22 protein-coding genes and 1 pseudogene are annotated in these 19,092 nt (G+C 62.0%); 13 read left to right on the top strand and 10 right to left on the bottom strand.

Annotated features, from left to right (window positions below):
* The first annotated feature begins 31 nt into the window (after positions 1-31).
* The 4 genes from IPK59_15080 (at position 32) to IPK59_15065 (ending at position 3,643) form a co-directional block, all read left to right on the top strand.
* Positions 32-1,306, top strand: coding sequence for a cystathionine gamma-synthase family protein (locus IPK59_15080; GenBank protein MBK8160027.1), 1,275 nt, complete (start codon positions 32-34; stop codon positions 1,304-1,306).
* Positions 1,307-1,440: 134 nt separating this feature from the next.
* Positions 1,441-1,782: a hypothetical protein gene (locus IPK59_15075; GenBank protein MBK8160026.1), complete on the top strand. Its 342-nt coding sequence runs from the start codon at positions 1,441-1,443 to the stop codon at positions 1,780-1,782.
* 135 nt (positions 1,783-1,917) lie between these two features.
* The gene (locus IPK59_15070) at positions 1,918-2,892 is read left to right on the top strand and encodes an NADPH:quinone oxidoreductase family protein (protein ID MBK8160025.1); all 975 of its coding nucleotides are present in this window, start codon (positions 1,918-1,920) and stop codon (positions 2,890-2,892) included.
* 127 nt (positions 2,893-3,019) lie between these two features.
* Positions 3,020-3,643 (top strand): phospholipid methyltransferase, encoded by a 624-nt coding sequence (locus tag IPK59_15065; protein ID MBK8160024.1) that lies wholly within the window; start codon positions 3,020-3,022, stop codon positions 3,641-3,643.
* Here IPK59_15065 and IPK59_15060 read toward each other — a convergent pair.
* Both IPK59_15060 and IPK59_15055 read right to left on the bottom strand, forming a co-directional pair.
* Complete coding sequence (locus IPK59_15060; GenBank protein MBK8160023.1) at positions 3,640-4,143, bottom strand: DinB family protein; 504 nt, start codon at positions 4,141-4,143, stop codon at positions 3,640-3,642. The two genes, IPK59_15065 and IPK59_15060, sit on opposite strands and share 4 nt — an antisense overlap.
* Before the next feature lie 263 nt (positions 4,144-4,406).
* Positions 4,407-4,664, bottom strand: a complete 258-nt coding sequence (locus tag IPK59_15055) for a DUF1127 domain-containing protein (GenBank protein ID MBK8160022.1) — start codon at positions 4,662-4,664, stop codon at positions 4,407-4,409.
* A gap of 152 nt (positions 4,665-4,816) precedes the next feature.
* Between IPK59_15055 and IPK59_15050 the strand changes: the two genes are divergently transcribed.
* Both IPK59_15050 and IPK59_15045 read left to right on the top strand, forming a co-directional pair.
* Positions 4,817-5,773, top strand: a complete 957-nt coding sequence (locus tag IPK59_15050) for a transcriptional regulator GcvA (GenBank protein ID MBK8160021.1) — start codon at positions 4,817-4,819, stop codon at positions 5,771-5,773.
* Positions 5,773-6,513, top strand: a complete 741-nt coding sequence (locus IPK59_15045; protein ID MBK8160020.1) for a hypothetical protein — start codon at positions 5,773-5,775, stop codon at positions 6,511-6,513. Before IPK59_15050 ends, IPK59_15045 begins: the two co-directional genes overlap by 1 nt.
* A gap of 15 nt (positions 6,514-6,528) precedes the next feature.
* Here the strand turns inward: IPK59_15045 and IPK59_15040 are convergent, their stop codons facing one another.
* From IPK59_15040 to IPK59_15030, 3 genes and pseudogenes are all read right to left on the bottom strand, one after another.
* Positions 6,529-6,831: a YkgJ family cysteine cluster protein gene (locus tag IPK59_15040; protein MBK8160019.1), complete on the bottom strand. Its 303-nt coding sequence runs from the start codon at positions 6,829-6,831 to the stop codon at positions 6,529-6,531.
* A gap of 81 nt (positions 6,832-6,912) precedes the next feature.
* Positions 6,913-7,401 carry a hypothetical protein gene (locus IPK59_15035; protein ID MBK8160018.1) on the bottom strand — a complete coding sequence of 163 codons (489 nt, stop codon included), beginning with the start codon at positions 7,399-7,401 and terminating at the stop codon, positions 6,913-6,915.
* A 266-nt stretch (positions 7,402-7,667) separates the two neighbouring features.
* Positions 7,668-9,193 (bottom strand): annotated as a pseudogene (locus IPK59_15030) (leucyl aminopeptidase family protein).
* A gap of 194 nt (positions 9,194-9,387) precedes the next feature.
* Here IPK59_15030 and IPK59_15025 point away from each other — a divergent pair.
* The 7 genes from IPK59_15025 to IPK59_14995 all read left to right on the top strand — a co-directional run bounded on the left by IPK59_15025 (position 9,388) and on the right by IPK59_14995 (position 14,974).
* On the top strand, positions 9,388-10,071 hold the full coding sequence (locus IPK59_15025) for a glutathione S-transferase family protein (GenBank protein MBK8160017.1): 684 nt from the start codon (positions 9,388-9,390) through the stop codon (positions 10,069-10,071).
* A gap of 454 nt (positions 10,072-10,525) precedes the next feature.
* Positions 10,526-11,854: a hypothetical protein gene (locus IPK59_15020; GenBank protein MBK8160016.1), complete on the top strand. Its 1,329-nt coding sequence runs from the start codon at positions 10,526-10,528 to the stop codon at positions 11,852-11,854.
* Positions 11,855-11,966: 112 nt separating this feature from the next.
* Positions 11,967-12,338: a PilZ domain-containing protein gene (locus IPK59_15015; GenBank protein MBK8160015.1), complete on the top strand. Its 372-nt coding sequence runs from the start codon at positions 11,967-11,969 to the stop codon at positions 12,336-12,338.
* 122 nt (positions 12,339-12,460) lie between these two features.
* The gene (locus IPK59_15010; GenBank protein ID MBK8160014.1) at positions 12,461-12,832 is read left to right on the top strand and encodes a PilZ domain-containing protein; all 372 of its coding nucleotides are present in this window, start codon (positions 12,461-12,463) and stop codon (positions 12,830-12,832) included.
* A 77-nt stretch (positions 12,833-12,909) separates the two neighbouring features.
* A complete protein-coding gene (locus IPK59_15005) occupies positions 12,910-13,569 on the top strand; it encodes a DUF599 domain-containing protein (protein ID MBK8160013.1) in 660 nt (219 codons plus the stop codon).
* Positions 13,570-13,602: 33 nt separating this feature from the next.
* Positions 13,603-14,319: a DUF599 family protein gene (locus IPK59_15000; protein ID MBK8160012.1), complete on the top strand. Its 717-nt coding sequence runs from the start codon at positions 13,603-13,605 to the stop codon at positions 14,317-14,319.
* Entirely contained in the window at positions 14,312-14,974 is a 663-nt protein-coding gene (locus IPK59_14995; GenBank protein MBK8160011.1) for a glutathione S-transferase family protein, read from the top strand. Before IPK59_15000 ends, IPK59_14995 begins: the two co-directional genes overlap by 8 nt.
* On the opposite strand, the gene IPK59_14990 is transcribed toward IPK59_14995, so the two are convergent.
* The 5 genes from IPK59_14990 to IPK59_14970 form a co-directional block, all read right to left on the bottom strand.
* Positions 14,971-15,786, bottom strand: a complete 816-nt coding sequence (locus IPK59_14990; protein MBK8160010.1) for a ferritin-like domain-containing protein — start codon at positions 15,784-15,786, stop codon at positions 14,971-14,973. The genes IPK59_14995 and IPK59_14990 overlap by 4 nt on opposite strands.
* Positions 15,787-15,854: 68 nt before the next feature.
* Positions 15,855-16,271 carry a F0F1 ATP synthase subunit epsilon gene (locus IPK59_14985; GenBank protein ID MBK8160009.1) on the bottom strand — a complete coding sequence of 139 codons (417 nt, stop codon included), beginning with the start codon at positions 16,269-16,271 and terminating at the stop codon, positions 15,855-15,857.
* A 185-nt stretch (positions 16,272-16,456) separates the two neighbouring features.
* On the bottom strand, positions 16,457-16,660 hold the full coding sequence (locus tag IPK59_14980) for an NUDIX domain-containing protein (GenBank protein ID MBK8160008.1): 204 nt from the start codon (positions 16,658-16,660) through the stop codon (positions 16,457-16,459).
* Between the two features lie 81 nt (positions 16,661-16,741).
* Entirely contained in the window at positions 16,742-18,163 is a 1,422-nt protein-coding gene (gene atpD, locus IPK59_14975; GenBank protein ID MBK8160007.1) for a F0F1 ATP synthase subunit beta, read from the bottom strand.
* A 35-nt stretch (positions 18,164-18,198) separates the two neighbouring features.
* Entirely contained in the window at positions 18,199-19,080 is an 882-nt protein-coding gene (locus IPK59_14970; protein MBK8160006.1) for a F0F1 ATP synthase subunit gamma, read from the bottom strand.
* Positions 19,081-19,092 lie beyond the last annotated feature (12 nt).

The raw sequence follows: 19,092 nt of genomic DNA, 5'->3' as shown, positions 1-19,092 counted from the left end.
ACGGCATCTCATCGCTCATGAGGAGCCCGTCATGAAATCCAGCTATCGCCAGCGGTCGATCGGCAACCGGAAGCTCAGCCCCGAAACCTTGATGACCAGTTATGGCTACGATCCTTTCCTGTCGGAGGGATCGGTGAAGCCACCGGTCTTTCTCACCTCGACCTTCGCCTTCAGATCGGCCGAGGACGGCAAGGATTTCTTCGACTATGTCGCCGGCCGCAAGACTCCACCCAATGCGCAGGATGCAGGCCTCGTCTATTCGCGCTTCAATCATCCCAATCTGCAGATTGTCGAAGAACGGCTGGCCGTCCTTGAAGGCGGCGAAGGCGCCCTGATGTTTGCCAGCGGCATGGCAGCCATCACGGCATCGATCCTGGCCTTCGCGCGGCCGGGCGACACGATCCTCCACAGCCAGCCGCTCTATGGCGGCACCGAAACTTTGCTGGTGGGCACCTTGGCACCGTTCGGGTTGAAGGCTGTCGGCTTTATGGACGGGCTGGACGAGCAGGTGATCAACGCGGCCGTCGCACAGACCGCCGGCTCCAAGGTGCCGATCATCTATGTCGAATCCCCCGCCAATCCCACCTGCGGCATTGTCGATTTCGAGCTCATGGTCAAAGCTGCCGATGCGATCGAGAAACGCCAGGGATCGCGGCCGCTGATTGTGGTCGACAACACCATGCTGGGCCCAATCTTCCAGCAGCCGTTGCAGCATGGCGCCGATATCATCGTCTATTCGCTGACCAAATATGTCGGCGGGCACAGCGACCTCGTGGCTGGTGGCGTCATCGGCCGCGCGGCGGACCTCGTCCCCATCAAGAAGATCCGCAGCGCCTTCGGCATGCAGCTCGACCCGCATTCCAGCTGGATGCTGGGCCGCTCGCTCGAGACCCTGCATCTGCGCATGGAGCGCGCCAGCAACAGTGCTGCGAAGATCGCGCGCTGGCTGCATGACCAGGCGAAGGTCGATCAGGTCTATCACCCCGACCTCATCGATCACGGCAGCTATCAACGCGTCTACAAGAGGACGGCGCAGGCTGGTGGTTCGACCTTTTCCTTCACCCTGAAGAGCGGCCAGGAGGGAGCCTTCCGTTTCGTCAACGACCTTCATCTCTTTACGCTCGCCGTCAGTCTCGGCGGTACCGAATCGCTGATCTCGCATCCCGCCTCCACCACACATTCCGGCGTCGCCAAGGAGATTCGCGACAAGGTCGGTGTCACCGACAGCCTGATCCGCGTCTCGGTCGGCCTGGAGAATCCCGACGACCTCATTGCCGATCTCGCCGAGGCGCTGGAGAAGATCTGACATGGTATTGGGCTCGCTGCGGCTCACCGGAATGTGAAGGCGTCACGGCGCCTGCCACAGAGACCTCACAAGTCGGCCTTGACTCCGAACCGTATGATTATTGTCGACAGGCGGCAAAGGCTCCCTGTCGACAAATGACCTCAAGGAGCGGGGACATGACTATCATCAAGGCGACACGATCGCGCATGGCCGTTGGACTGCTGGTGGCAGCGGGATTGGCTGTGGCATCGGCTTCGCCGGCGCTGGCCGATCGCAAGCACAAGAACTGGCAGCATGACCACGGCAAGCACCATGGTCACGATCATCGCTATGACGAGGTGCGCTATTATGATGGCCCGGATGTGATCTATGTGCAGCCACGTCCGGTTGTTGTCCGCGAGCGGGTCTATGTACAGCCGGCACCGGTCTATTACGAACCAGCACCGGTGATCTATCAACGGCCATCGATCAACATTGTCGTGCCGCTGTTCGACTGAACCGGCATTTCCCTTGGATGCGACGGGAAGGGCAAGCAAGCGCCCTTCCCGATCTGCTTTGCCGGACCTGCAACAGCCGTTATATCCTTTCGTGCCGGCCGCGACATTCCGGCCGCGGAACGGAAGGAAAGATTCATGCAGGCCCTCATTTGCGATCAGCCCGACGGTTATGAGAATCTGCGGCTCGGCGAGATGCCGTCGCCCCAGGCGGGTCCTGGCGAGGTCCTGATCGAGGTCAAGGCGGCCGGCATGAACTTCGCTGATTCGCTGATGGTCGCCGGCAAGTACCAGGTGAAACCAGAACCGCCCTTTGTGCCGGGGCTGGAACTGGCGGGCGTTGTGGCTGGGCTGGGTGCCGGGGCCGATGGGCTCGCCATCGGGCAGCGCGTGATGGCCGTGGTCGATCATGGCGCCTTTGCCACCTTCGCGACGGCCCGCCGGGCCGATGTCTTTCCCATCCCGGACGGACTGGATTTTCATGAGGCCGCGGGCTTTCCGATTGCCTACGGCACTTCCTATGGCGCCCTGGTCTGGAAGGCGCGGCTGCAGAAGGGCGAAACGCTGCTGGTCCATGGCGCCGCGGGCGGGGTTGGCCTGACGGCGGTCGAGATCGGCAAGGCATTGGGTGCCCGGGTCATCGCCACGGCGGGCGGGGCCGACAAATGCGCGATCGCGGCGGCCCACGGCGCCGACGAGCTGATCGACTACAAGGTCGAGGATGTCCGCGAGCGCGTGAAGGCCCTGACCGCTGGGCGCGGAGTCGATGTGGTCTATGACCCGGTGGGGGGTGATATCTTCGAGGCCTCGCTCCGGGCCGTGGCCTGGAATGCGCGGCTGGTGGTGATCGGCTTCGCTGCCGGCAAGGTGCAGCAGATTCCCGCCAACATTCTGCTGGTCAAGAATGTCGACGTCCTTGGTTTTTATTGGGGTTTTTATTGGCGCGAGGCGCCGGACCTGCTGGCTGACAGCTTCCTTGCGCTGGCTCGGATGGTGCAAAACGGCCAGTTGCGTCCGCATGTCTCCCATACACTGCCTCTGGGCGCCTGGCGGGAGGGGTTCGAAACCCTCCTGGGTCGTCGGTCGGCGGGCAAGATCGTGCTGACACCCTGAAGGGTAGAGGGCGCGCGATTGGCCCGATTTACCTGTGACGTTGGCCGAAGCCGATTGCCGTCAGGGCGTTGAAGTGACAGATTGGCCCTATTGTCCAAGGGCCTTCAAGAAACGATCACGCATAGCGATGCTTAAAGATTCCCGTCTGCTGTTCAAATTGTGGCTGAAGAACCCGCGCAGCATCGGCGCCGTCACGGTGTCGAGCCCGGAACTGGCGGCCGCCATGGCGCGCCAGGTGCCCAAGAACGGTCTCGGCTATGTGGTCGAACTGGGTGGCGGCACCGGTGCCGTCACCCGTGCCATTCTGGCCGCGGGTGTTGCACCGGAGCGGCTGATCGTGGTGGAGCGCGACCCGATGCTGCACAAGCATCTGGTCGACCGGTTTCCCGGCGTGAAGATTCTGCTGGGAGATGCCATGCATCTCCCCTCGCTTCTGCGGCGGCACGGCGTCGAACCGGTCACGGCGATCGTCTCCAGCCTGCCGCTCCTCAGCCTCAAGAAATCGATTCAGCTCCGCATCGGTGCCCAGGCCTTTGCCGTGCTGCAGCCGGGCGCGCCGTTCATCCAGTTCACCTATGGTCTGTTTTCGCCCTTGCCGCGCAGCCGCCTCGGCATCACCGGTGAGGTCGAGGAACGGGTGCTTCAGAACCTGCCGCCCGCCAGCGTGTGGCGCTATTCGCGCCCGGCCGGCAGTGCCGTCAAATCCGGCAGCCATGGCAAGGCCAAGAGCAAGCTGGAGATCGCTGCCTAAAGCGATCCTTCCTCTCGGAGAAATGCGATGAGATCAAGCGAGGGTGGCGGCACCCTCGTGCCCGAAAGCATGCCATGCGCCTGCCCACGATGATGGGTCTGGTGATTGAACATATGCCCCAGCACCAGGGTTATTGGCGTTTCGTGCGCGATGCCGGCGACGGTCCGGTAGGAGAGCACCTCGGACAGTTGCGAAGGCGGCATGTCGTTGACGAAGGCGATGATGCGCTGGTCGAGTGCCGCGCGGGCCGTCGTCAGGGCAGCAAATTCCGCTGCCACGATCTGGTCCAGTGCCCGCATCTCGGGATCCGCAATGCCGGTGAGGCGGCTCAGCCAGATGCGATCGGCGACAATCAGGTGGTTGAATGTCTTGAGCAGCGACGGAAAGAAGCCGATGCGCGGTGCGTCGATTTCTGCCGGCGACAACTCGCCCACGGCACCATAGATGCGCCGATTGGCCCATTGATTGTAGCGGGCGAGGCTGGCGAAATAGTCTTTCATCAGGTGATTCTAGCCTGTCCAAAAAAATGCGCCACCGGTCCGAACGATCAGGGAGATCTTCGGACCGGCGGCCTAGTCATCCAGGGCAGGGCCAAGGGGGGAGTTGGCCCAAAGGGCATCCGGGGTCGGATGCCCAAGGGCGGCGTGACCGCCCTTCACAATGTTCCATCCCCGATCACCGGCGAGAGCGCCGTGATGGGGAGGAACGAAGGTAGCAATCGCAAACTGGGTCCAGCCCAAATCCGGCGCGGCGGGCAAGGCCATTACCCACGCCAGAAGGGCTTGCTGTATTCTTCCTCGGCATCCAGGCGCGACAGACCGATATCCTTGAGCTGGTAATCGGAGAGGCGCATCAGGTCGCGGCGGGACCGATGGCGCTCCTGCCACTCGAAGAAGGCGACGACAAGACCGCCGAGTCGGCTGGTGGGCACAAATTTGGTCGCGTGATAGGCTCGGCCGAACTGGTGGGAAGCGCCCTGCGAAGACGCCTGCGACCCGGCGAAGAGGCTGATCTGAGTCATTGTATCCTCACATTTAACTAACCGGCACCATTGCCGTTGGTCAGAGATTATGCTTGCATTGCTGCGGGTACAAACGACCGTTTCTAACTTGTTCTGTTAGCCTGCGTAACACCAGAACGGCTTGATATTGATTCCATTGAGGAAGTCCCGCGATGCGCCTGCCGCCCTTGAAAGCCGTGCGATATTTCGAATGTGCCGCGCGCCATCTGAGCTTCACCAAGGCCGCCGATGAGCTGAGCGTCACCCACAGCGCCATCAGCCATCAGATCAAGGCGCTGGAGGAATGGCTGGGGATCAGCCTGTTCGATCGCGGCGCCCGCTCCCTCAGTCTCACCGAAGCCGGGAGGCGGTATCTGCCCCCGGTCCGCGCCGCCTTTCATCAATTGGCCGAGGCATCGGCCGAGATGCGGCTCTTCCCGGGCGGTGGCCCGCTCACGGTCAGCGCGCTTCCTTCCCTCGCCTCGAAATGGCTGGTGCCGCGGCTCTATGATTTCCAGGCCCGCCACCCGGAGATCGAGGTTCGCATCTCCGCCACCGACCGGCTCGATCCCGTCGGCGAAGGCGATGTCGATATCGGTATCCGCTATGGCCGCGGCCAATGGGCCGGGGTCGAGGCGGAACTGCTGTTGCAGGACGAAGTATTCCCGGTTTGCGCGCCCAGCATCCTGGATGGCGCACAGCCGCTGAAGGAACCGCGCGATCTTGCCCGCTTCTCGCTCATCTCCGATATGGATTGGCGGCGCGCGCAGTTCGATTTCTGGCCGCGCTGGCTGGCTGCCGCCGGCGTTCCCGACCTTGAACTCAAGACCAACCTGACCTTCAACTATTCCAATCTGATGATCCAGGCGGCGATCGACGGGCTGGGCATCGCGCTCGGCAATACCATGCTGGCCGGCGACGATTTGCGGAACGGGCGATTGGTGCAGCCCTTCCCGCAGACCGTCCTGCTGGAGACCGGCTATTATCTCATCTATGGCAAGGGCGCCCTGCGCCAGGCCAAGGTGAAGGCCTTCCGCGACTGGATCCTGGGCCAGATGTCCACCTTCCGCGACAAGAAGATCGGGGCTGCCGCCAAACCCGGCATTGCCCGGAGCGAGGGCGCCGTCTGATGCTGCGCCATCTCGCCTGCTTGTTGATCGCCCTGTGCATCGCCAGCAATGTGCCGGCGCACGCCGACGACGGCGCCACGCGCTGGCGCATCAACAATATTCCTCTCGACATGCCGCTCGATGACGCGCTGAACGGTGAATTCCTGGAGGGCATCTACCAGGAGAAGCTGCACGACCGACTGATGTACAGCGTGCTCACCGAATGGCCGAGCTATCACATTCATTCGACCTTGAAGGTGGGCGGCAAGCTTGCCGAAGGGGATGCAAACCAGGCGGTCGAGAGCGATTCCCGCCACGAGCAGATGGATCTCTATTTTTCCAGCGCCGCCGATCAGCACCGGCTCTTCTGGATCCGCACGCGCAAGCCGCTTGAAGGCGCTGCCGACGAAACCGGGATTGCCCAGGTGATGCAGATGGTGGAAGGGAGTTTCGGCAAGCCGGATCGGATCGTTACGGCCGCGGATTGGCCGGGCAATGCGATCCTGATCATGGTGGATCCTGCGCTTGGGAGCGCCGAACGCGCCGCGATCCTCGCAGCCCTGCCCGATCCATTGGCCCTCGACCATGAGGACTTCCTGGATTTCTGGAGCATGGACTTGCAGCGCCGGGCGAAGATATTAGGCAGCAACTTCCGCGGCGCCATCGTCATGCTGACAGCATTCCAGGGCCGCCTTCAGGGCCTGCAAAGCGAATTGCTCGATCTCGGGCGGGCGCAAACGGTCTTCAACCTCGCCCACTAAAGCAGGCGGCCGCCGCTAGATCGGCGCGAAGCCGTAATGTGCGCGGGCGATGTTGCATTCGGCATCACCCGGCTGGCAGGCGCGGCAGACATCCGGGCGCAGGCCATAGATCGTGCAGGCGGTGGCGACACCGATCTCGCCACCCAGTGCCGCGCAGCGGTTCTCCTCACAGCGCATGCCGCTCTTGTCGAGTGCGACCAGCGCCTCCGGAATGAGGGCGAGGTCTTCCTCGGCCTCGAGCGAGAAGCGGGGCCAGCTCTTGTCATAGGCGCAGCAGGCGCCACAGGTCTGGCAAGGTGACGTGGCGACATCCGTCATACGGCGAAGCGGTCCCATCCGGGTTGATGTGAGCCGGTATAGCGCAACCGGACCCCCGGCACCCGTTCCATTGCGCAGGACCTAGGCGACCGGCAGCAATTCGACCGCGAAGACCAGCAGCCCCTCGACGACATCAGCATCCGATCCGCCGGCGGCAGCCAGCGGGAGGAAGATGATATCGTAATCGAGCAGGACGCCGTCACCCGATAACAGGCTGTGTTGTTCGAGATGTGGCGCCCCCGTCTCGGTCGCAGTGTGGCAGCCGCTGATCGGAATATGCTGGAACAGAGCCGGGTCGATCCCCGCATGCTCCTTGTCCTCCAGCGTATCGATCGGGAGATAGCGGTAGGTTGCCGGGCCTTCGCTGCCCGGTAACCGTTCCGCCAGCAGCACACCGGCAAAGGCACCGGCTATCTCGGCAAAGTCGATATCGCCACGCCGGGGCATCGGCCGGCCGGCCCGGGAGCGGTCCCAATGCGCGCAGAATTCCTGGATCTCCGCTGCGGCCTCGAGCCAGATGGCCGCCACTGGCGGTGCGAGAAGCTCATTCGCATACGATGATGTATGCATTTCACTTAGTCCTTACTGAGTTCAGCTACTCAGATGTTGGACCGATTGTATAAAATAGCTAGGAAGAAAATTGCGTTATCGGGCATTTTCGACATATGCAACCTAAAGAGCCGCAGCGCCACGCCGTCAGAAATATCCAGTCATTACAGAGGTAATACTGGAAAAATCGCCTTCAGTCTCAACGATTAACCGAAATGAAGTTAATTTCCAGGACGAGACATTTTTGACGGATGATGCGTGACCTATGGCTTTTCGTTGCGACGCCCTCACCGGCGTGCCCGTGGCCGCGGCAAAGGTCGCTTGCTTGCCGCACGGGCGAGCGGTTTTGCCCGCGGGGCCGCCCGCTGCGGCAGAACGGCCGTCTTGGTCGCCTGTTTCACCCAATCCGACACGAAGGCGAAGAGACCGCGCAGGCCCAGCGGCTCCCCGCCATCCGGCCGGCCGGCACCCTTGCCCGCGGTCCAGCCATAGGTATCGATATGCAGCCATTTGGTGGTCGGCGAGACGAACTCGGCAAGGTACAAGGCTGCCGTGATGGCGCCGCCAAAGGCTCCCGGTTCGCAATTGGCGATATCCGCGACCTTGCTCTCCAGCATCTTGCGATAGGGCTTCCACAGCGGCAGGCGCCAGAAGGGGTCGCCTTCATTGCGCCCATGGCGCAGCAGGCTGTCGGCCAGATCATCGTCATTGGCGAACAGCACCGGGAGATCGGGGCCGAGTGCCACGCGGGCCGCACCGGTCAGTGTCGCCATGTCGATGATGAGGTCCGGCTTTTGCGTGTCGGCTTCCGCCAGCGCGTCGCCGAGGATGAGGCGGCCTTCCGCATCGGTGTCGTTGATTTCGACGGTGATGCCCTTGCGGGTCTTCACCACATCCAGCGGGCGGATGGCATTGCCGGAGATCGAGTTCTCGACCGCCGGAATCATCAGGCGCAGGCGCAGGGGCAGATTGGCGTCCATGATCATCTGGGCGAGGCCCAGCACGGTGGCCGCACCACCCATGTCATTCTTCATCATCATGCCGCCACGTGGCTTGATATCGAGGCCGCCGGTATCAAAAGCAGACACCCTTTGCCGACCAATGTCAGCAACGGCCCCTTGTCGCCGCCGGTCCCCACCCAGGTGAGGTCGATCAGGCGCGGCGCACGGACACCGGAAGTCGCCGCACCCCGGCCGACGGCATGAATGGTCGGGTAGTTCTGTTTCAGCAGCGCGTCACCGACAATGCTGGTGACCTTGGCCTTGTAGGCCGCGCCGACCTTCTCCACGGCCTTCTGCAGATGCGCCGGCCCCATATCCTCTGCCGGTGTGTTGATGAGGTCGCGGCCGAGGCCGATGGCCCTGGCCGCCCGTTCGACGGCCGCCTTGTCGGCGCCCTTGGGCCAGACCAGCGTCGCAAATTCCTTGCTGTCGCTGCGATAGCGCGCGAAGCGATAGCAGCCCATGGCCCAGGCAAAGGCATGGGCTGACGCCTGTACCGGCGACAGATCGTCCTCCTCCAACTCGTAGAGTCCAACGGGCAAGGCAGCCGGCAGGCCAGCCAGCGACCAGCGGTCGATCCCGTCTTCGACACCGGCGAGAATTCGGGTGACACGGCCGGCGCTGTCCGGCAGCAACACGAAGGTTCCGGGCTTGGCCTTGAATCCGGCAGCCTTTGTCCAGGCCGACAATGATGACGATTGCGATTTGAGCCAGGCAGCCAGTGTCTTTTCGCTGAGCGGGAGGATAGCTGTCGCTTTGACCGCGGCCTTGCCGCCGGCTTTCGAGGTGCGCAAAACGAGATGATCGAGCAAGGGCGTGGTCCTTGAATGGGTCTTTGGGGCGGACGGGATGACTTACCCGTCTGATTCGCCCGGATTGTAGCGATAAATTGTACCGCCTGGCAGGTCCGATGGTAACTGGCTGAATCGTCATGGTTCACAGGACGGCCAGTTCGCTTATGATGACCGAACAATTGACCGAACCAGAAGGACTAGCGGAGCCTCGCATGACAAACGACCTGACGCTGATCATCGGCAGCAAGAATTATTCGTCATGGTCGTTGCGACCCTATCTGGCTTTGAAGGCGGCCGGCCTGCCGTTCCGCGAAATGCTGATCCCCTTGCGGACCGAGGACACCTATCGGCATATCCGTCTCTATTCCCCATCCGGCACGGTGCCCGTTCTGCTCGACGGCGCCATCAAGGTCTGGGAGAGCCTGGCAATCTGCGAATATGTGGCTGAATTGGCGCCCGGGGCCAATCTGTGGCCGAAGGACGCGGAAGCCCGCGCATTTGGCCGGTCGATCGCCAACGAGATGCATGCCGGATTTGCCGCGCTGCGTCAGAACATGCCGATGGATCTCGCACGGGACCGGCGGCATGAATCGCGCGCGCATCTCGTGGCCGATCAGATCGCGCGCGTCACCGCCATCTGGAACGAAGCGCGGGAGAGATTTGGCGCCCGCGGGGCCAATGGCACGGGACCCTTCCTGCTTGGCGGATTCACGATTGCAGATGCGATGTTCGCGCCTGTGGCGACAAGATTTCGAACCTATGGCATCAAATTGGACGAAACCAGCCAACTTTACTGCGATGCGATCTTTGCCTGGCCGGGATTCAAGGAATGGGAAGCGGCAGCGCTTCAGGAAACTGCCGTCTTCCAGTTTGACGTCTTTCAGAAGGCCGACTGAGTGACTGGCACCCAGCCCATGAGCAACAAGGCGAGCCCGGAGATCGATACATCTTTGAGCCGACCCGACGAGATGACGCCGCCCAGCATCGGCTTCCTGCGCTGGGGGTATGTGGCGCCCTTCCTGCTCTGGCTCATTATTGTCGTGGGTGCCTTGCTTGGTCGACCGCCGACGGCACCCTATGAGTTGGAGATGCTCGCCTCGGCCTGGCATATGTGGCAGGCCAATATCTGGATTCCGTTGCGCAGCGGCATTGGCAGCGGTGACCAGCCGCCCTTGCAGCTATGGGCCATTCTGGTCGGCTGGAAAATCTTCGGTATCGGCGATGGCTGGCCACGAATCCTCAGCGTGGCGTGCAGCCTCGCGACGCTCATTCTGATCGGCCTCAGCGCCGTCTCTCTTTGGCCACACCGGCGGATGACGGAGCTATGCCCGCATTCTGCTGGCCGGCGTGATGGCCTTCGCTCTGATCGCCACCATGGTCCAGGCGGAACCGCTGGGCCTGCTGTTCACCGCGCTTGGCTTTCACGCGCTGACCAGATTGTGGCACAGCAACATTTCCGCCGGCGCGGCAATGATGTGGTGGGCCATCTTCGGTAGCACGATCCTGTTGGCCCTGTTTGCGATCGGCAACATCGTTTGGCTCATCCTGCCGGTGATTGCGGCCCTGGCGCCGCGGCAGAATCCGGTCGGCATCCGCACGGCGCCGGCGCAATCCGTCGCCGGCTCGGCACGGATCGTTCTCAAATTTTCCCCGGCATGGCATCTGGCTTTGTTGGTCAGCCTGCTGCCGGCGGCGATCGCCTGGCTCGCCTGGATTCAGTATCTGCGCCAGACCGGCAACACGGCGAGCTTCATCGGTTTTGGCAATGGCTGGGCGCATCCGGCCACGGAAGCGAGCCGACGCGAATTGTGGTCGCTGTTTCTGGCCCCGATCCTGCTCTATCCCTGGATCTGCTGGAAGACCTTGTGGCGCGCCATGGCCAAGCAATGGCGCAGCCGCGTCGGTCGCAGCTTTCGCCTGTGCCTGCTGTTTCTGGCAACGACATTGATCGGCGGCATGGCCAGCGGATGGCAAATGCAGGGAATGATCTACATCATCCTGCCACTGTCGCTTCTTGGCGCACGGCTGCTGTCGACACAGGAAATCCGTGCCAAGGATTTTCATGCCATCGTGCCCTCGCTCCTCGCATTGCTGCTCGGGCTGTTCTTCTTTCTGATGAACATTGTGCCCACTGCGCATCTTGATGCCCTGTGGCGACAATTGTTCGACGTACCGCTGCCGATCTGGATCGGCGGTATCGGTATGACGTCCGGCCTGGTCCTGCTGGTGGCCGGCTATGGCATCGCCCAGCTTTCACCGACTCATCTGCTCTCGCGGACGATTCAGGTGGCGACCCTGCCGGTCCTGCTCATGACCTGCATCAACATCGAATTTCCCTTCAACCTGCGACAGTTCTTCGACCTTGAACCCGTGGCCCAGCGGCTGCGGCAGTTGGAGGAGGCTGGTCAGCCCCTGGCGGTTTATGGCCCCTATCGCGGTGAATTCGATTTCTATGGCCGCCTCTCCGCCGCGCCGATTTCGCTGCCGGATCGCGATGCCGCGCTGGCCTGGGCAAGGGCCAATCCGGCGGGTGTCATCGTCAGCTATTTCGACGGCAGCCCGCTGCGCCTGCCGGCGTTGCCCTATTATCGCGGCGTCGCCCGGGACCGCTGGGTCGCGATCTGGCCGACCAGCGCCGTGACCGCAACCAAGGGCAAAACGCTCAACAGCAATTTCTAGTAAGCACAGCTTAACACTTTCTTTGCCATGATGGGCTCCGCTGCGCCTCGGACCGATGCTGGGTTTATCCGTCGGTACGTTGAAATTATTTAGCATTTTCAAGGTTCTACGAATGATCTCTTTCACATTGGGGTTCCGAAAGGTCGGCAAAGTCGAGTTGCGCCGCGACAAGCGCTTCTACGAGCCAACCCTCTCGGTAGAGATCGACGATTACCGCTACGACACCGAGAACTGGTCCCTGGGTGGCCTTCTGCTGCGCAACTATGATGGGCGCTTCTTTGCCAATATGCTGGTGCTGGTTCATATCAAAGTGAAGGGCGACACCCGAGACCAGCGCGCGCAGAACGTCGTGTCGGTCGAGGCAAGGGTGGTGCGAAATGACCGTCAGAAGCGACTCCTGGCCCTTAAATTCGTCAAACTGACGCCGGCCGCGATCCGTTTTCTGGAGCGGAGCTACCTAGCACATCGCCATCGGGTTCGCTGACGGCGCGGTCGACTGGAGCGACCCGAGGACCGTCGCCGGCATTGGCCTTAGGGCCCCAATCGGCTGGTACAGGAATCCAGCCATCTGTTAGAGTTGCAGGCATACATGTCGGGAGAGTTTGGATGACCAGCTTCACCATGGGTTTCAGCAAGGCCCGGGGCCCGGAACACCGGCGCGATAAGCGCATGCCGCTGCCGATCTTCACGGTCAAGGTGGGTGGGCAGGTCTGCGATACCCTCAACTGGTCGCTGGGCGGGCTGCTGATTGAAAACTATGATGGCCAGTTGCTGGTTGAAATGCCGGTCGTGATCGATATCAAGATCAAGGACGAGCACGCTGAATTCGCCATGAAGATCCAGGCCAAGGTAGTGCGGAACGACCGCGAAAACCGACGCCTTGCGGTCAAATACGACGAACTCAGCCCATCCATCTACGACTTCTTCGAGCGCGGGTTCAACAAGCGCTTCCACGGCCGGGAACGGTCACCCGCCTAGCGCGATTGGTCGACCTTATGGAAATATCTTGGTCGGAATGGAATTGGCCGGACTCTCTGGCTTTCGCGTGGATGTTGATGCTGTGGTTTGTCTATGGTCGTTTCGCCGACAAACTGCCTGCCGATGAGGTGGCGCCGAAGAACCTCAATCAGATGATGCACCAGCTTCGCAGGCTGTGGATGCGGCGCATGCTCGACCGGCCGGAGCGGATTCTTGACTCATCACTGACCGGCCATCAGGTCAATTCGACGACCTTCTTCGCTTCAACCTCGATGCTGATCATTGCCGGCTTGCTGGGCGTACTGGGCAAGGCAGCAGATGCCCACGCCGTCATACAGTCCTTTGGTTTCGCCGTGATATCCTCCGAACTGTTGTTTGAACTGAAGGTGCTGGGCCTCATCTGCCTGTTCATGGTGGGCTTCTACAAGTTCACCTGGGCGCTGCGGCAGTTCAATTTCGCCTGCACCTTGATCGGGGCGGCACCCTTGCCGCCTGTTGACATGAGGGCGCGTGACAAATTCGCCGACCAGGCCGCACGGGTCATGTCGCTCGCGGTCGTGAGTTTCAATGGTGGCATCCGCTCCTATTACTTTGCCATGGCCTGGCTGTGCTGGTTCATTCATCCGCTCGCTTTCGCGGTCGCCAACGGCATCGTCGTCCTCGTCCTGTTGAAGCGCCAGGTCAACAGTCGCAGCCAGGCAAGCGTCGCCGAGTATTACGATGCGACCGGAGGATGAGGCCTTGGCACGGCGACATCTCGAGGTGATCGCATGATGATGATTGATCTCATCGGCCTCGGCCTCTTTGCCATCGCCTTTTTCGGATATGCGCGCATCGCCGACCTCGCCGGTCGTGGCAAGAATGTGAATTCCCTGATGCATGAAGTGCGGCGCGCCTGGATGCAGCGCATGATGGAGCGGCCGGATCGCATCGTCGACGCAGCACTGACCGGACATACCGTCAATTCGATGTCCTTCTTCAGCTCCGCCACGATCCTGGTCGTGGCCGGTCTGTTGGGTGTGCTCGGCCAGGCGGAAGAAGCACAAGCGGTCGTGGCGGGCTGGGTTTTCGTCGTCCATAGCAGTGCCACGCTGTTTCAACTGAAGATCATCGGACTGGTCGCGGTCTTCGTCTATGGCTTCTTCCGGTTCACCTGGGCGCTGCGGCAATACAATTACTGCTGCACCTTGATCGGCGCCGCGCCGCTCGCGAAAAACGATTACCCGCACCGGCTGGAACTCGCCGACCAGATGGCGCGGGTCTATACCAGCGCCCTTAACAGCTTCGGCGGCGGCATCCGCTGCTATTATTTCGCCCTCGCCTGGCTTGCCTGGCTGATCGACCCCGTGGCCTTCATTGTCGCGACGATTGGCATCATGCTGGTCCTGCTGCGGCGTCAGGTTTCCTCGCACAGCGCACACGCCATCCAGCGCTATGTCGAATTGAACCCGCCAGAATCCCCGACAGCGCACAAACCGGATGATTGACCCGACGCGGCCGCAGCTTTTTGGCGCGCATTACAGCGTGTATGTCCGCATCGCCAGGCTTGCCTTGCTCGAGAAGGGCATCGCCCATGACACACACGAGGTCGATATCTTCGCGGCGGGCGGTCCGCCGGCTGATTATATGCGCCTGAATCCCTTTGCGCGGATTCCAACCTTGGTGCATGGCGACTTCGCGCTCTACGAAACCACTGCCATCACGCGCTATGTCGATGAGGCCTTCGCTGGCGCAAGGCTGCAGCCCACCGACGCGATGGCACGCGCCCGCATGAACCAGATCATCAGCATCGCCGACAACTATCTCTACCGGCCGCTGGTCTGGGGGATTTATGTCGCCCGCGATGAGGCGGCCAAGAACAACGTGGCGTTGGATCAAGCGCCCTTCGATGCGGCGGTTGCCACTTCGCGGCTGGCATTGGCGGCACTTGCAGGCCTCTGCGATGGCGGTGAATGGTTGTCGGGTCCGGCGCTATCCCTGGCCGACCTTCACGTAGCGCCGATGATCGCCTATGGCTGCCTGACTGCCGAGGGTCTTGCCCTGCTGCGGGAGCAGCCGCGTCTCGTCCGATGGTGGGAGCGTATGAATGCGCGGCCCAGCATGGCGGCAACTCGTTATCAGGCCGAAGGAAAGGCGCCTTAAGCCCCGGCAGCGTTCAGCTTTGCCACGCGCCGGCGCATGAACCACATGGCAAGATTGCTGAGCGGCATGTGCAGCAGGCCCTGGGGGTTGAGGCCGGCGGCCTTCAGCACCATACTGATCCCGCGCTGGATATGCGGCGGTTGATAGTAGGCATAGGCGCGCCGGGCATAGGCGCTGGAGAAGCGCTTGCGTTCATAGGGCTCAGTGGCGTGGTTGGCGGCGTAATAGGCGTAGGCCAGCTCGTCGTCTTCGGATTCGGTAATGCGCGAGAGCGCCACCTTGACTCGACCCCAGGCGCCCAACCCTTCGTAACCCAGATAGCGCTGCAGATGCGTGTAGAAGAGCTTGTAGTGGCGCAGTTCGTCGGCGGCGATCTTGCGACAGATGGCGTGCAGTACCGGCTCGGCACAGGCTTCGGCAAGCGCCGTGTAATAGGACGAGGTGCCGGTTTCGACGATGCAGCGCGCGACCAATTCGCCAGAGCGGCTGCCGCGCACCGAGGCGTTCACATCGAGCGCAATTCGGTAGCCGTCGGTAAAGCGCTTGAAGCTGGCGTCGAAGTCGAAGTTGGGATCGGCCAATTTTGCCCAGCGTGCAAGGGCAGCGCCATGCTGTACCTCTTCCAGGGCCCAGGCACGGGCAACAGCCTGGAAGCCGTCATCATCGTGAAACACATTGTTGAGATAAGTGGCGTAGTCGCCGCCGTTATATTCGACGAGCGCTGCCGCCTTCACGAGCTTGACCAACTCGGGATCGACCCTGCTCGCGTCGAATTGATCCCAGGGGATCTGGTCGAGGGTCCAATGCGCCATCTTGGGCCGATGCTCCCGTCTATCGGTCTTCGCCCAACTCGCTCAAGCTCAAGTGTAACGCCGGTCCCTTAGTAAACGCTGACAGCGAGGGCGTGGACGCGCGCTTCGGCGATGTCCAGGGCCGCAACGGCAATCGCCCGCTCGATATCATTCTTGGCGTCAGCCACGTCTTCGCGCGCATCAGCGAGCGCCTGCTCGGCCTTGGCGCGGTCGATCTCGTCGACCTTCTGGGCGCGTTCGGCGAGCACGGTGCAGCTGGTGGCGTTCACCTCGGCAAAGCCGCCTTCGACGAAGATCCGGTCGGTGACGCGGGCACCCTCGTCGAGAATGTTGATGACGCCGGGGCGGACGGTGGAAATGAGGTTGCTGTGGCCGGCCAGCACACCGAAATCACCCTCGGTGCCCGGGATGATGACTTCGCCGACAGTGGCCGAGAACATCAACCGTTCCGGCGAGACGAGCTCGAAATGCACCTGATCCGCCATGACGCAACCCACTCCATCTATAGGCCGCAGCGTTTCGCCCAATCGCGGATGCTGCGCCGATAACCTTCCGGCATCTGGAGCGTCGCGATCTCTTGGATCGGAAAGCGTCCCAGCGCCTTGTGTTCATGACTGAGATGCAGCTCGGCTTGCGCCAGGGGCTGCACCCCGAAGGTGACGATCAGAACCTAGCGATCGGCCAGCACCGGATAGCGCCAGCAATCGAGAAGGTCCGCGACCCTCACCGCGATCCCCAGCTCTTCCGTGATTTCACGGGCGAGGCAGAGATCTGGTTCCTCACCGGCTTCAAGCCGGCCGCCCGGAAGCTCCCACTCGTCACGCTCGTTCTTCAGCAGAACGACCTCATTTGCGACGAGCAGAACTCCCTTGATCGAAACCGGCCAAACGGGCGGTTTCCCGAGATGAACAGGGGAGCCGGTTGCTTGTTCCACAACTGGCTCCCCGGAGCCTTGTTACGCCGCTTCGGCCATCTTGCGGGCCTTGGCAACGGCGTCCTCGATCGTGCCGACCATGTAGAAGGCCGATTCGGGGAGGTCGTCATACTTGCCTTCGACGATGCCCTTGAAGCCCTTGATGGTGTCTTCGAGCTTCACGAACACGCCGGGCGTACCGGTGAACACTTCGGCGACGTGGAACGGCTGGCTGAGGAAACGCTGGATCTTGCGGGCGCGGGCCACGACCAGTTTGTCGTCTTCCGAAAGCTCGTCCATGCCGAGAATGGCGATGATGTCCTGGAGCGCCTTGTAGCCCTGCAGCACTTCCTGCACGCGGCGGGCGGTGTTGTAGTGCTCCTCACCGACGACGCGCGGATCGAGGGCGCGGCTGGTCGAATCGAGCGGATCGACGGCCGGGAAGATGGCCATTTCAGCGATCGAACGGCTGAGCACGGTGGTCGCGTCCAAATGGGCGAAGGAGGTCGCCGGCGCCGGGTCGGTCAAATCGTCGGCGGGCACGTAGATGGCCTGCACCGAGGTGATCGAGCCCTTCTTGGTCGAGGTGATGCGTTCCTGCAGCGCGCCCATGTCGGTGGCGAGCGTCGGCTGATAGCCCACGGCCGACGGGATACGGCCCAAGAGCGCCGACACTTCCGAACCCGCCTGGGTGAAGCGGAAGATGTTGTCGATGAAGAAGAGAACGTCCTGGCCCTGCTTGTCGCGGAAGTATTCCGCCATGGTCAGGCCGGAGAGGGCGACGCGGGCGCGGGCTCCCGGCGGCTCGTTCATCTGGCGATGGACAAGGGCCACTTTCGACTCACCGCCATCGAGCTTGATGACGCCCGAGTCGATCATCTCGTGATAGAGATCGTTGCCTTCGCGGGTGCGTTCGCCGACGCCGGCGAACACGGAATAGCCGCCGTGGGCCTTAGCGATGTTGTTGATCAGTTCCTGAATGGTGACGGTCTTGCCGACGCCGGCACCGCCGAACAGGCCGATCTTGCCGCCCTTCAGATAGGGCGCCAGCAGATCGACGACCTTGATGCCGGTGATGAGGATCTGGGCTTCGGTCGACTGCTCGACGAATTCCGGGGCCTTGGCATGGATCGGCGCCGATTCCTTGGCGCCCACCGGACCGCGCTCATCTATCGGCTCGCCGATCACGTTGATGATGCGACCCAGCGTTTCCGGACCAACCGGCACGGTGATGGCCGCACCCGTGTCGACCGCTTCGGTACCGCGCACCAGACCATCGGTCGTGTCCATGGCAATGGCGCGCACGGTGCTTTCGCCGAGATGCTGGGCGACTTCAAGAACCAGCAGCTTGCCCTGGTTCTGCACATGCAGCGCGTTCAAGATCGAGGGCAGCTCGCCATCGAAATGCACGTCAACGACGGCACCCGTGACCTGCGTGATCTTGCCGACGATGTTCTTCGACATACTGGTTGCTCCTTACAACGATCTCGTGTTCCGGATCAGACGGCTTCAGCGCCGGAGATGATTTCGATCAGCTCCTTGGTGATGTTGGCCTGACGTGTCCGGTTGTAATTGATGGTCAGCTTGTTGATCATTTCGCCCGCGTTGCGGGTCGCGTTGTCCATGGCGGTCATGCGCGCGCCGTGCTCGGAGGCAGCGTTTTCCAGTAGCGCGCGATAGATCTGCATGCTCATGTTCCGCGGCAGCAAGTCCGCCAGGATCGATTCCTCGTCCGGCTCATATTCATAGAGCTGGGACACAGCCGCGGTGTTCTCGTTTGCCGACGGCAGGGCAAACGGAATGAGCTGCTGGGGCGTCACGATCTGGGCGATAGCCGATTTGAACTTGTTGTAGATGATCGTGCAGACGTCGAATTCGCCGGCTTCGAACATCAGGCGGATCTGCACGGCGATCTTGGCGGCGGCTTCGAAGGTGAGGCGCGGCTTTGCCACATCCTCGATGGCGCCGACAACGTCGTTCGCGAATTCGCGCTTCAACTGGTCCTTGGCCTTGCGGCCGACGCAGAGGATCTTCACGGTCTTGCCGGCAGCCTTCAGGTCACGCGCGATCTTGCGCGCCTGGCGCACGATCGACGAGTTGAAGGCGCCGCACAGGCCTCGATCAGAGGTCATGACGACCAGCAGATGCACCTGGTCGCGGCCGGTCCCGGCGAGCAGTGCCGGAGCGTTGTCCTTGCCGGCCATGCTGGCGGCCAAGGACCCCAGCACACGTTCCATGCGCTCGGCATAGGGACGGGCGGCAATCGCCTGTTCCTGGGCGCGTCGCAGTTTCGCCGCCGACACCATCTTCATCGCAGAAGTGATCTTCTGCGTGTTCTTGGTGCTGTTGATGCGGATCTTTAGATCCTTAAGGCTCGGCATTGCTGCCCCTTC

Source organism: Rhodospirillaceae bacterium (assembly GCA_016712715.1).
Classification (GTDB): Bacteria; Pseudomonadota; Alphaproteobacteria; order Dongiales; family Dongiaceae; genus Dongia.
This window is presented reverse-complemented; position numbering and strand designations above follow the sequence as displayed.